10 protein-coding genes are annotated in these 13,375 nt (G+C 29.3%); 9 read left to right on the top strand and 1 reads right to left on the bottom strand.

The annotated features are described in order from the left end of the window. Positions 1 to 21: 21 nt before the first annotated feature. The gene (locus AXY43_RS01655; RefSeq protein ID WP_105410845.1) at positions 22 to 1,272 is read right to left on the bottom strand and encodes a hypothetical protein; all 1,251 of its coding nucleotides are present in this window, start codon (positions 1,270 to 1,272) and stop codon (positions 22 to 24) included. Positions 1,273 to 2,379: 1,107 nt separating this feature from the next. On the opposite strand from AXY43_RS01655, the gene AXY43_RS01650 reads away from it, so the two are divergent. The 9 genes from AXY43_RS01650 (at position 2,380) to AXY43_RS01615 (ending at position 13,347) form a co-directional block, all read left to right on the top strand. Continuing rightward, positions 2,380 to 3,819, top strand: coding sequence for an ATP-binding protein (locus tag AXY43_RS01650; RefSeq protein ID WP_105410844.1), 1,440 nt, complete (start codon positions 2,380 to 2,382; stop codon positions 3,817 to 3,819). Positions 3,820 to 3,944: 125 nt separating this feature from the next. Then, positions 3,945 to 5,888: an NAD(P)/FAD-dependent oxidoreductase gene (locus AXY43_RS01645; protein ID WP_023975422.1), complete on the top strand. Its 1,944-nt coding sequence runs from the start codon at positions 3,945 to 3,947 to the stop codon at positions 5,886 to 5,888. Positions 5,889 to 6,007: 119 nt separating this feature from the next. Next, positions 6,008 to 7,639 carry a thiamine pyrophosphate-binding protein gene (locus AXY43_RS01640; RefSeq protein WP_105410843.1) on the top strand — a complete coding sequence of 544 codons (1,632 nt, stop codon included), beginning with the start codon at positions 6,008 to 6,010 and terminating at the stop codon, positions 7,637 to 7,639. Positions 7,640 to 7,643: 4 nt separating this feature from the next. Continuing rightward, positions 7,644 to 8,012: a carboxymuconolactone decarboxylase family protein gene (locus tag AXY43_RS01635; RefSeq protein ID WP_012058935.1), complete on the top strand. Its 369-nt coding sequence runs from the start codon at positions 7,644 to 7,646 to the stop codon at positions 8,010 to 8,012. A gap of 555 nt (positions 8,013 to 8,567) precedes the next feature. Further along, positions 8,568 to 8,933, top strand: coding sequence for a PAS domain-containing protein (locus tag AXY43_RS27425; RefSeq protein WP_243099151.1), 366 nt, complete (start codon positions 8,568 to 8,570; stop codon positions 8,931 to 8,933). A 14-nt stretch (positions 8,934 to 8,947) separates the two neighbouring features. Then, positions 8,948 to 9,868, top strand: coding sequence for a sensor histidine kinase (locus AXY43_RS01630; RefSeq protein WP_243099150.1), 921 nt, complete (start codon positions 8,948 to 8,950; stop codon positions 9,866 to 9,868). Next, complete coding sequence (locus tag AXY43_RS01625) at positions 9,861 to 11,036, top strand: HDOD domain-containing protein (protein WP_039768554.1); 1,176 nt, start codon at positions 9,861 to 9,863, stop codon at positions 11,034 to 11,036. The genes AXY43_RS01630 and AXY43_RS01625 overlap by 8 nt, the downstream gene beginning before the upstream one ends. 1 nt (position 11,037) lies before the next feature. Next, positions 11,038 to 12,063 carry a response regulator gene (locus AXY43_RS01620; RefSeq protein WP_039768551.1) on the top strand — a complete coding sequence of 342 codons (1,026 nt, stop codon included), beginning with the start codon at positions 11,038 to 11,040 and terminating at the stop codon, positions 12,061 to 12,063. A 12-nt stretch (positions 12,064 to 12,075) separates the two neighbouring features. Continuing rightward, positions 12,076 to 13,347 (top strand): sensor histidine kinase, encoded by a 1,272-nt coding sequence (locus AXY43_RS01615; protein ID WP_023975417.1) that lies wholly within the window; start codon positions 12,076 to 12,078, stop codon positions 13,345 to 13,347. Positions 13,348 to 13,375 lie beyond the last annotated feature (28 nt).

The raw sequence follows: 13,375 nt of genomic DNA, 5'->3' as shown, positions 1-13,375 counted from the left end.
CTACTGCTTTATTTCAGTATTTTATTTAGAAATTTGTATTTCACTTCCTAGATTATATCTATCTATTTGTTCTATATTATCTCTAGAAATTATATCTAATGCCTTATCTTTTTCTACATTATTAAACTCTACGATATATCCAAGAGCAACATTTGGATCTTTATAGAAACTCATATTTTTATCGCTATCATAATTAGAGTAATAAACTTGACCTTCTGTAAAATGATAATACATGCTCATGCTACTTGCCATTAATAAACTTGCCTTTTCTGAACTTCCCTTACAATATACTTTTACAGTATTATCATTTCTTTCAATATTATATATTTCCCCTTTACTTCCATCAGAGAAATCGAAAGATTTTGAATAGGTTACATTATTAGTTGTTTCTTTATTTGTATCTTCTTCTTTATTACCATTTTCATGTGTTTTTCTAAATTCGTCCCAAGTTATATTACAAGTTAAAGGTATTAGGCTTATATCTTTTTGGTCTTTAAGAATATCATAAGTAGCTGTCTTTGATTCATATCTTCCTTTTATTACTTTATCATCTGAAGAGCTTCCAGAGGATCTTAACTTATACATTTTATCTCCAACCTTTAAGATCATTGAAGAATCCATATACCTATCATCATGGTCTTTTTGAGGTTCACTATAAGTAACTGTTGTTCCTAAAACATCAGATTCTAATTTATCTAAAGTCCTGTCAGACCCAGAAATTTTTGTTGATAAATCTTTTTCGATTATATTATTAAATAATCCTGAAAAATCTGCGTTTGCATCCATTCCTATGTTAACTTTATAATTTGGAAATACTACATCTAGCCTTAAATCACCGCTTTTAGGAAATTCTTCATCATGAGTATCTTGATCTATAGTAATTAATAGAGTTTTATCATCTATAAAATCAGTTGACATGCTTTCGCCGCCTCGTTGAGTTTCACCATAAAGTAATTGAATTATCGAATTATCATTTTTAGTTTTATCAAAAGGTTGTATGCTTTCTACTTTAATTACTGCATTTAATTTATGCTTTGTTACCGTTGCCTTTACTAATGTTACTTTTAATCCATTTTGAATAACGCTCTTATTTATATCAACTGAATAATCTTTATAAGTAGCAGCAGCCGAAGTTGTACTACTTGTGTAAGAAGAAATTGCTTGTACATTATCAGCTGCTAAAGCTGGCATTTCTAATGCACTCATGGTTAACATAAATCCCATAATTCCAAAAACTGGTCCTAATAATTTACTAACTTTTTTCTTTATCATTGATAATTTTCCCCCTAACTAAATACTTAATAAGTAATAAGTGATAAGTGATAAGTGAGAGTCCAAATTTTACATTTGGTTTCTCGAACTTAGCTGACAACCGCAGGATGTCAGCCTCCTTTGAAGTTGATATTTGGTTTTTAGAACTTAGTTAAGTTGCTTAGCGACTTAACCTCCTTTACTATATTCGGTTACTCGTATTTAGCTAACAACCGTAGTGCGTTAGCCTCCTTTGAAGTTGACATTTAGGTTTTCAAACTTAGCTAACAACCTCAGAGATTCAGTCTCCTTTGAAATTGATTTTGCTTGCTACAACTTAGTTAAGTCGAGTAAGTGACTTAATTTCATTTATCACATTTGGTTCTTTGAACTTAGCCAAGAATAGTATGGTATTAGCTTTATTTGTAGTTCCTTTGGTATATGAAACTTAGATAATAATATTTAAATTCGACTAAGTTTGTCTTTTTTATCATACAATTAATTATATCCCTATAATGGAAAACAATCAATTAATTTACATAATATTCATTTTACTATTATACAAAATTAATATATTCAACCATTAATTAAGAAATTGATTAGCATTTACACTTATTTTATTTGTGATTGATGGATTAAGTTAAATAATAGTAATATTTTTATATGATAAATCAAAGCGTTTAAAAGCAAGTCACAAATAAATGTTTTTTTGAACGAACATTTTTTAAAATAAAACTTTTTTACAATTTAAAAAGGAAAAAAGTTAAGAAGTTAGAAACAAAAGAAGTTAACAATGTAACAATTTTTATTAGATATAGGGTTAAGATGCATTAAAAGATTTTCTAAAAGACAATTATTATGAATTATGAAAATAGTAAAGATAGCTGAAAAATTATTTCTGCTAATTTGAATAATTTTTATGTAATATTGGTTACAATTTTACATTTTTTTGCGATTTTAAAAACGTGAAATATAAAATATATATGAATTAATTGTAAATTATGAAATTAATTAGAATAAATATTCCGATAATAGAAACTTAGTGATATAATAGTTGGGTAAATTATGTAAAAAAGTGAATCGATATACATAAATTACTAAAGTTTTCTTTTGAGGAGGCAATATACGTTGCAAGATATAGATGAACAAGAAGCCGATTATATTATAGAATCAAAAAAGAAGTGTAGAAAATTAGGATTAGATCCCAACAAACCTAGAGTGTCTCCTAATGCTATATCAGAATTAGAATTAGCTAAAAAGAAAGATATATATAAAGAAGTTTTAGATGTTGTTAAATTTTTTGGCAATAAAATGATTAAATCTTTAGAAGGTACTCCTATATTAGTTACTATTACTGATGAGAACGGGTATTTATTAGAAATTCTTGGGGACGAAGCTATAGGAGAAACAATGTTTGAATTTGGAGTTAAGCCAGGTATTCAATTTCGCGAGGAGGATATGGGAACAAATGTTGTTAGTTTGACTCTTAAGCAAAATCATCCAATACAGATAATAGGAAAGGATCATTATCATAATTCTTTACAGAAGAGCGCATGTTATGGAGTACCATTTCACTATTCAGATGATGATAATTTACTTGGAACTATATGTATAATGACGGCTGTTATACTTCATAATCCATTTTTTCTAATGACATTAACTACTGTAGTTGATGCCATAGAACGAGAACTATTGCTTAGAAAACAAAATCGTAAACTTAATAAGCAAAAAGAACTATTATATGAATCGGAAAAAAAGCAAAGGGAGCTTTTAGAAAAAGACCTTGTGATGAAAGATGAATTTATAACCCTTATTACTCATGAATTTAAAACACCAATAAATGTAATTTATTCAGCTATTCAATTGATTGAACAGGTATATATTAATCAGATTCCTCAATCAGTCAAAAACTTAATAGGAAGCATAAAGCGAAATGCTTTCAGGCAGTTGAGGCTTGTAAATAACTTGTTAGATATTACCAAGTTAAAAGCAGATCAATTTAAATTAAACCAAAAGAACATAGATATTGTATTTATAACACAATTGATTGCAGAATCTATAAAAATATATGCAGATCAAAAAAAGATTATGTTTGGATTTAAAACTAATACATATAGCATAAATACTTCAATAGATGATGAAAAATATGAACGCATAATTTTGAATCTTTTATCAAATGCAATAAAATTCACACCAGAAGGTGGAAGGATAACTGTTGAGATTACAGAAAATATGAAGAATAAAACAGTATCAATTGCTGTGATTGATACTGGGGTAGGGATTCCAGAAGATAAACGTGAAGTGATTTTTGAACGATTTGGACAAGTTGATAATAATCTTTCAAGACAGGCAGAAGGTAGTGGGATTGGTTTAGCATTAGTAAAGATGTTGGTAGAAATATTAGAAGGAAGCATTGAGGTAGAAAGTGAATTAGGAATTGGCAGTAAATTCACAATAACGCTACCTATTAAAGAAGTTACATTTGAGGAGGAAAATAGAGCATTTATATCTTCAGATAATGGATTAGTAAATGCCATTAATGTTGAATTTTCTGATATTTATTTTTAAAGGGATATTTATAAAAGTAATATATGAAAAAATTTTATAGACTGAGCTATTTAAGTATTGAGTTATTTATTTAATGTATCTATATAGATTTTGATAGGTATCGAGAAGGGAATGACAGAGTTATTATGGACTATAAGAAGTTATTTACACCATTTAAAATTGGAAACATGGAGGTTAAAAATAGAATAGTTTTTTCGCCTATAGGAATTAATGCATCCAATAGTGATGGTACTATTTCAAATGATGAAATTGATTATTATGAGGAACGTGCAAGAGGCGGAGCTGGACTTATAATTATGGGCGCTCAGTTTATCTCACATGATATAGCACAAGGGCCTCTTTCAGGTATATTAGAGCATACGTATGTAATACCAAAACTTACTACTCTTTGTGAAACTGTGCAAAGATACGGGGCAAGAATAGCTGCCCAATTATGTTGTGGTACAGGACGTAATGCACTTCCAAACGAATATGGAGAGCCACCGATGTCAGCATCACCTATACCAGCAGCATATAATAGAAAAGTTAATTGTAGGCCTATGAGTCATTACGATATAAAAGAAATTATTAAAAAATTTGCATATTCTGCCAAAAATGTTAAAAATGCAGGTTTTGATGCGATTGAGATACATGGACATGCTGGAGATTTAATAGATCAATTTATGTCTCCAATATGGAATAAACGTGAGGATGAGTATGGTGGAACAGATGAAAAACGCGCTCGATTTCCTATGGAAATTGTTCGTTCAATAAGAAATGCTGTTGGACCAGATATGCCAATATTATTTCGTATGTCACTTGATCATCGTTTTGAAGGTGGGCGTACTATAGAAGACAGCATGCATCTTATTAAACTACTAGAAGAGGTAGGAGTTGATGCCATAGATATAGATGCAGGATCGTCTGAAGCAATTGAATATGTTTTTCCACCTTCATATTTGGGAGATGCATGTATGGAATATTTATGTGAGCCTACACGCAAAGCTGTTAATCTTCCAATACTTAATTCGGGAAATCATACGCCCGAAACAGCAGTTAGGTTAATAGAATCTGGAAATGCTGATCTTGTCATGTTTGGACGTCCTCTAATAGCAGATCCAGAACTACCAAATAAGCTTATGTGTGGTAATCGTGAAGATATAAGACCATGCATTCGCTGTAATGAGGGATGTATAGGACGTATTGCAGCTAGATTTACTAAGTTAAGTTGTTCTGTAAATCCGCAAGCTTGTAATGAAAAGCGTTTTAATATTAAGCATACTAAAATTCCACAAAATGTCGTAGTTATAGGAGCGGGGCCAGCAGGGTTAGAGGCAGCACGTGTTGCTGCAATTGAGGGACATAAGGTTACTCTATTTGAAAAAGAAAAAGTAATTGGGGGCCAGATTGCAGCAGTTTCGACACCTGCTTTTAAGAATAAGTTATGCAGATTAATAGATTGGTATGGTGTTCAGCTTAAGAAATTGAATGTTAAAATTCAACTAGACACAGAAGTTACTGCTGCTGATGAGATATTAGCAAAGTGCGATAAAATCATCGTAGGAACAGGCGCAGTTCCAGCTAATCCTCAAATTCCTGGTATCGACGGTTTAAATATTATTAATTTAATTGAGGTACATAAAAATAAAGAATTATTAAAAGGTGAAAATATTGTTATATGTGGGGGCGGCTTATCAGGCTGTGATAGTGCTTTGGAACTAGCTACTGAATATGGTAAGAAAGTTACGATTATTGAAATGTCAGATTCAGTTGCAAAGGATGCTTTGTTTGCTAATGCAGCATCATTAATACCTATGCTTTATAAATCTGGAGTAAAAATTCATACAAATAGCAAAGTTACATCAATTGATAGTAACGGTGTTTATATAGAAACACATGATGGTTCATCTGAATTTATAAAAGCTGATAGTATGATTAATGCCTTGGGCATGGTAATGAACAATAAACTGGCAGAGGCAATAAAAGCAAAATATTATACAAAAACTAGGTTTATAGGCGATTGTGAAAAAGTTGGGAACGTTGGTACAGCTGTGCGTATGGGATTCTATGCAGCAATTAGTTTGGAATAAGGTAAAACTTGATTCAGGAAGCATATAAGTGTTAGTGTAGCTGGGCATCAGATAAGATGATTAATATTCTAAAATTACTTTTTAGAATATTAATATTAATTATAAAAGGAGAGATACATATGAGAAACATAGCATCTATTTTAGTATCCAATTTTAGGAAATGGGGGATTAATAATGTTTTTGGAGTACCAGGAAGACCTCTTGCTTCTTTGATTATGGAATTGGATAGACAAGATATTAATTTTATTTTAAGTAAACATGAAAGTGGCGCTGGTTATGCAGCAGCAGGTTACTCATTAATTAACAAGAAATTGGGTGTTGCTCTTGTAACTTCTGGACCTGGAGGCACAAACGCATTAACTGCTGCAGGACAGGCTAAAGCTTACCATGTACCAGTACTATTTATTACTGGGCAGCAATCTATGCATAATGTTGGGAAAGCTATAGGACAAGATTCAACAATTTTTGGTACAGATTTAGTTAGGATGTTTGAATCAGTTACTAAATTTAGTGCTAGAGTCGAAAGAGCTGATCAGTTTCAAATATTATTAAAACATGCATTAGAAAAAGCTTATTCAGGTGTCAAAGGGCCAGTTCATTTATCAATACCTCTTGACATACTTGATGAAGAAATAGATGAATTTGAACTTGATTTACCTAACAATATGGATAAACTAATATCCTCGAGATTAGATGAATTTGTTAGTAAACTAAATAATGCTAGAAAACCTGTTATATTGGCAGGCAAAGGAGTACATTCAAGTCTAGCTTACGAAGAAGTTAAAAACATAGCTGAAATTTGGGACATACCAGTTATGACGACTCCAGGAGGAAAAGGAACATTTTTTGAGAACCATCCTTTATCACTTGGCGCATTAGGCTTAGGCGGTACAGATAAATCAAGTGAATATATTAAGAAAGATACAGACTTAATGATAGTCATAGGAAGTAAACTATCTGATATGTCTTTAGTAGGAATATCACCAGACAATTATCCTAAAGAAGTAGTTCATTTAGATTATGATAATACATTCATAGAAAAAGCATTACCAGTTAAAACTCTACCTATTATTGGCGATATCAAAGCTAATCTACAGCTAGTATTAGATAAAGCTAAAGATAAGAGAAGAAAAGAATATACTTTATTAGAAAAGATTTATGAATTTAAAAATAATATTAAAGAAAACAATAAGTATCTTTCATCTGCTCATGCTATGGAAATAATAAGAAAAGTATTACCAGATGATGCTGTCGTTTTTGGCGATGATGGTAGTCATTCTTTTTATGCAATAAGATATTTTAATATCAGAAAACCAGGTACATTCTTTTTTGATGACGTATTTGGAGCTATGGGACATGCCATAGGTTACTCAATTGGAGCACAACTAGCAAACTATAATTCTAGAATTGTTTGCATAACTGGTGATGGATGTACCTTTATGCAGGGAGCTGAAATTTCAACAGCAGCAAATTATAATATTCCAGTTACCTTTATAGTAATAAATAATGGAAGATTAGATATGCCAGAAAAAGCTATGATAAAGTTTTTTGGAAAGACAGTAGGGACCAATTATAATGTACCATTAGATGGTAAAAAATTTGGTGAATCACTTGGTGTAAAATCATATAGATGCTGCAATGAACTTGAATTAAAAGAAGCATTAGAAATTTCAAATTTACATAAGGAAGCAATTCTAATAGAAGTTATGGTTGATCCAAATGAAATACCACCAACTATGAAAAGGGGATAGTAAAATGAATAAAGATTATGAAAACGGAATTAATATGTTAAAACAAATGACAGATGAAAATGGTGAACAGATGATAAATTCTGTAGGAGAGATATTTCCAGACTTTTTGGATAAAATGATTTCTTTTGGATTTGGTCAAATATATGCAAGACCAAATTTGGATTTAAAAACAAGAGAAATTGTAACAATAACTGCCCTTATAACACAAGGCGCATTTGAACAATTAGATTTTCATATAAAAGGTGCTCTTAAAGCTGGATTAAAACAAGAAGAGATCTTAGAAATTATTTTGCAATGTGCAGCATATGTAGGATTCCCTAAAGCTTGTAGCGCATTAGGAATTGCAGGAAAAATTTTCGCTGGAAAGCTCTAAATTGAGGATTGCCTTCCATAGCTTCATGTTTCTACTTTTAGTGTGACAAGTACTAAATTAAATAAGCTCTAGCAGAAAATTTACTCGCGTTTGTTCGCTGATTAAGTTATTATCACACAATCAAAAATTGGAGTTATATACTTGGGAGCGTTTAAATACAACATATTTTTGCGTACTTCTAAGCCATTAATATAAGTACCAAGTTAAACAACTGCTTACTAATAAATTTAAGTGGTCAAATTTCAAATGATTATTTCTTGAAATTAAAAAATGCATATGATATCTGATTAGGATAAACAAAAAGTGTAATAGAAAATTAGTTGAGCTGAGGATTTCTAGTATTTAGAAAGTCTCAGCTTTATTTATTTTATATAAGTTTTTAGGTTTAAGTTGCTTTTATTTGACAAGAAATAGAAAAAGTAAATGAATTTTTAAAGATAGAATATAATTTATTGTGTAATAAGTTATAAATAAATGTAAAGTTGAAGGATTTTGGTATTTGATGTAGAAATTATAGTAATATAAAAGAATATTTAAAAATGGGGTTGAGTTTTTATGGAAATGAAATATTTATTTGAGACTATAATCAAAAATATCAAGCAGTCCTTACTAATTACCGATTCTAATGGAAAGTTAGAATTCTTTAATGCTTCAACTGAAAAAATGTGGAATTATTCTGAGGAAGAGCTTAAAAATATGAATATTAATAATTTATTTTATTTTGAAAGTAGTTATGCAGAAGATAATAAGATACGTCAAATAAGCGATCTATTTCTATTTGAAAATTGGAATGGTGAAATTTATGCTAAAAATAAAGAAAATTCTGTATTTTGTCTAAAGTATCTATATGCCAAATTTTTGAGGAAAATTCAAATGTTAAGAAATATCTTATTATTTCTGAAAATATTGAAGAAAAGGTAAACCTCCTAAGTCAATTGAAACTTAAAGATGAAGAATTGCAAAGGAGCATTAAAAATTTAGAAAATGCTCAATTTATGATGATTGAAGAAGATAAATTGGCAAACTTAGGTCATCTATCTGCTGGAATAGCTCATGAAATTAATAATCCTTTAGGCTTTATCATAAGTAATTTTGGAACTTTAAAAAAATATGTTGAAAAGCTTAATGAGATAATATTGCTATATAAAAGTTTACTGGCTAATTCAAAAGAAGGAATGTGCTTGGTTAAAGATGAAGTGGCAAATGTTGAGAATCTAGAAAGAAAATATAATTTAGATTTTATAATGGATGACATTGATGAGTTATTAAAGGATACAGAAGGTGGAATTGAAAGAGTTCAGAAGATAATAGCCGCAATGAGAAATTTTGCTCATTCATCTGTAGAAAAGAATTTTGAACAATATGATTTAAACTATGGAATAACAAATACTCTGGTTATAGCTAAAAATGAAATTAAATATAACTCTAATATTGAAATTGAACTAGATGAAATACCACAAGTGGAAGCAATTCCTAGTGAAATAAACCAAGTTATATTAAATCTTATTATTAATTCTTCTCACGCTATAAAGGAAAAACAAGAGAAGGCAGATTTAGACTATTTTGGATTATTAAAAATTCATACTTTTAGTGATGATTTATTTGTAAGTTGTGTTATAGAAGATAATGGGACAGGTATACCTAAAGAAAACTTAGATAAAATATTTGAACCTTTTTTTACAACAAAACCTATAGGTAAAGGTACTGGACTTGGTTTAAGTATTGCATATGATATTATAAAAAATACTCATAAGGGAGATTTGATTGTTGACAGTGTTTTAGGAGAAGGTACAAAGATTACTATAAAACTTCCTACTAGACATGAAGAACAGGAAGAGGTGACCCAAAATGAGTAAGTCTATTTTATTTGTAGATGATGAAAAAGCTATTTTAAATTCAATCAGAAGAGAATTTTTTGACAGTCCTTATGACGTATATATTGCAAACGGTGGAAGAGAAGCTTTAGATATTCTTGAAAAAAACCATATTGATCTAATAGTAAGTGATATGAGAATGCCCGAAATGGATGGGTATGAATTATTAAAAAGGGTTAAATTAGTATACCCTGAGGTAACAAGATTAATATTAAGTGGCTTTACAGATGAAAAAACGGTTTTTAAATCTATCTATAATAATTTGGCAAAGCTATTTATAACTAAGCCTTGGAAAAAGGATGATTTTAGAAGGGCTATTGATGAGGTTTTTAAAACTGAGGAATTATTACATAATAATATATCCTTAAATCATATAAAAGAAATGGGCAAGCTTCCGACAATTCCGTCTGTACTACAAGAAATAAACGATGTTGTTGAACATGATGATCACAATATAGATAGGATAGTAAGATTAATTGAGGCTGATATAACTTTAAGTTCTGAAGTCCTAAGAATTATAAATTCAGCCTTTTATGGGATAAAGACAGCTTCAATAAAGACAGCAGTATTAAGCCTTGGGCTGGTAAATTTAAAGGCAATCATGGCTACAGCAGAAGTCTTTAAATCAGAAAATGATTTTTATAATAAAAATGAAATATGGGAGCATTCAAACTTAACTAATAAAATACTAATAGAGCTATATAACAAAGCTTTAGGTAAAAAGATCCCTGATTATTACGGTACAGCAGGTCTTCTTCATGATATAGGAAAAGTAGCTTTCTTTAAGATATATGATAAGGAGTATGATGAGCTTTACAAATTAGCATCTTATAAATCATTAAGTGAAATAAATAGTTTAGAGAAGGAAAAATTTAAAATTGATCATGAAGAATTAGGAGGATATCTATTACAATGGTGGGATATACCTTATGCAGTAGTAGAAAGTGCATTATATCATCATGATCCTATGTCAAGTAGTGAGGTAAATAGAGAGCTGGTATCAATGATTCACATAGCAGATTATTATTCTTGGAAAATAATAAAACCAAGTTATGCACCAAAGCTTTATCTAGAGATTTTGCAAAATTACGGAATAAATGAACAAAGATGCGAACAGATAGTAAAAAACTTATTGGAAAGGAAGAGTTAATATGGACAGATTTAATGTACTTTTTGTAGATGATGAAACTAATATATTAAATTCAATAAAGAGAATAACTATTCAAGAAGATTTTAAATCACTTTTTGCAGCTAGTGGCGAAAAGGCATTAGAACAATTTCAAGAAAATGAAATAGCTGTAATAGTTACAGATATGAGAATGCCGAAGATGAATGGTTTAGAGCTTTTAGAAAAAGTTAAAGAAATATCTCCTAACACTGTTAGAATGGTACTCTCTGGATATGCTCAAATATCTCAGGTAATAGTTACAGTAAATAAAGTAGGCGTTTTTAAGTATATTACAAAGCCATGGAATAATGAAGAGGAATTTCTTCCAGCTATTCATGAAGCTTTAGAGTATTATAAATTAGTAAAGGAAAATGAAATATTTAAAGTTCAAATAGAAGAAAAAAATAAGTTATACAAAAAGATTCTTGATAGTAATAACAATTTAGTAAAGAATAGTCAAAAGGATATTAATTATATTAAAGTGGTTTCAAAAATAATCTTTGATTTAAAAAATAATATGTATGACAATTCAAAGGATGAGTGCTCTAGGCAGAAATATATAAATCAGCTGATAGATAAAGTATATTTTCAATATTTAGAGACTATTCCAAGTATTTCTGAAACCTTCACTTTAAATTCTTTACAGTCCAAGTTTGATGAATTAAAAAGCAGAAATTTACCCATAATTTATGATAATAATAATACTGCTCAAATTAATTATTTAGGTAACAAGAGAGTATTTGAGTTAATATTTAATAATGTTTTAGAAGTTATTACTTGGGATTCGAAAGAAGACGAAATATTATTAAACTTCACACATAAAACTACTTTAAATATCAATTTCTTCATTAGAAATAAGAATAATTTCTTAAAGACTATTAGTAAGACAGAAGCTAAATTAATATTAAATTTCTTAGATAATTTGGGTAAAATGTTTGGAGGTAAGATTACTATAGTTCCTGATAAGTTCTTAATAAACATTAATACAGGTCTAAAAATTGCAGATTAGGAGTTGGGAATTATGAATATTTTAATCGTTGATGATACAAAGTTTAATATAATTACTGCGAAAGAAGTAATTAAAATCAGTGAAATTAAATGCAATATTATAACAGCAGCATCAGGAGAAGAAGCTATTGAAATTATGAATACTCAGAATATAGATATTATACTATTAGATATAGTTATGCCTAAGTTATCTGGAATAGAAACCTTGGAGATTATAAGAAGAAACAATAAGAATGTGATTATTTTGATGTTTACGTCGCTAACAGATAAAAAATACTTAGAAAAGAGTTTTGAATTTGGAGCTAATGACTACATTAATAAGCCAATCGAGCCTATTGAATTCACATCAAGATTAAAATCAGCAATAAAGATGAGGGAATATCAAAATGCTTTGATGGAATCTTATAATAATCTAAAAAATACTAATGCTCAACTTAAGGAGTCAAATGCAAAGCTCAAAACAACACAAATTGAATTAGTAAATAGGGAAAAATTATCTACTATAGGAAGGTTTTCAGCAGGAATTGCTCATGAGATTAATACACCTTTAGGGTATGTTACTTCTAATATATATACAATTCAAAGTTATGCTAAAACTCTAAAAGAATATTTAGATAAATATTTAACTTTTATTAAGGAAAATGAAGAGTGTTTTTTTGATAATAAAGAACTTAAAGAATTAGCTGATTCCAGTAGCAAATTAGAATTTATATTGTCAGACTTTGAACCAGTTATAACTGAGACTAATGAAGGTCTTGAAAAGATAAGCAGCATAATTAAAAATATTATTAGATTTTCTAATGAAGATGCTTATGATAACTTAGAAATGAATAAGATCAGTGAATTAATAGAAGAATCTATGAAAATTTTAAAAATGGAACTTAAAGAATACAAGCTTGATGATTTATTTGACTTAAAACTAGACTTAATTGAGGATGACTATATTAAGTGTAACAGGTTTCAAATTGAACAAGTTATTTTTAATATTATAAAAAACTCTATTTATTATATAGGAATTAAAGATAGAAAAGGCAATATAAATATCAAGACTTATAAGGAAGATGAGTATTTTTGTTTAGAGATAAGTGATGATGGAATCGGTATTGAAGAGGAAAATATAAATAAAATATTTGATCCTTTCTTTACTACAAGGGAACCAGGGGAAGGAACTGGTTTAGGTTTAAGCATTTGTTATGATATTGTTGTAGTCAAACACAAGGGTCATTTGTTAGCCAAAAGTGTATATGGTGAAGGATCAACCATCATCATGAAATTGCCCATTTAATAAAGAGAATTATAGTATTTTGGAGGGC

Origin of the sequence: Clostridium sp. MF28 (genome assembly GCF_002969175.1) — a bacterium.
Classification (GTDB): domain Bacteria; phylum Bacillota; class Clostridia; order Clostridiales; family Clostridiaceae; genus Clostridium; species Clostridium beijerinckii.
Note: the sequence above shows the minus strand (reverse complement) of the source record. Positions and strands in the feature narration are given on the sequence as shown.

Excerpts from the sequence above, each read along its gene's own strand:
- AXY43_RS01645 (WP_023975422.1), top strand. The coding sequence starts at position 3,945 with ATGGACTATAAGAAGTTATTTACACCATTTAAAATTGGAAACATGGAG.
- AXY43_RS01655 (WP_105410845.1), bottom strand. The coding sequence starts at position 1,272 with ATGATAAAGAAAAAAGTTAGTAAATTATTAGGACCAGTTTTTGGAATT.
- AXY43_RS27425 (WP_243099151.1), top strand. The coding sequence starts at position 8,568 with ATGGAAATGAAATATTTATTTGAGACTATAATCAAAAATATCAAGCAG.
- AXY43_RS01635 (WP_012058935.1), top strand. The coding sequence starts at position 7,644 with ATGAATAAAGATTATGAAAACGGAATTAATATGTTAAAACAAATGACA.
- AXY43_RS01640 (WP_105410843.1), top strand. The coding sequence starts at position 6,008 with ATGAGAAACATAGCATCTATTTTAGTATCCAATTTTAGGAAATGGGGG.
- AXY43_RS01615 (WP_023975417.1), top strand. The coding sequence starts at position 12,076 with ATGAATATTTTAATCGTTGATGATACAAAGTTTAATATAATTACTGCG.
- AXY43_RS01625 (WP_039768554.1), top strand. The coding sequence starts at position 9,861 with ATGAGTAAGTCTATTTTATTTGTAGATGATGAAAAAGCTATTTTAAAT.
- AXY43_RS01620 (WP_039768551.1), top strand. The coding sequence starts at position 11,038 with ATGGACAGATTTAATGTACTTTTTGTAGATGATGAAACTAATATATTA.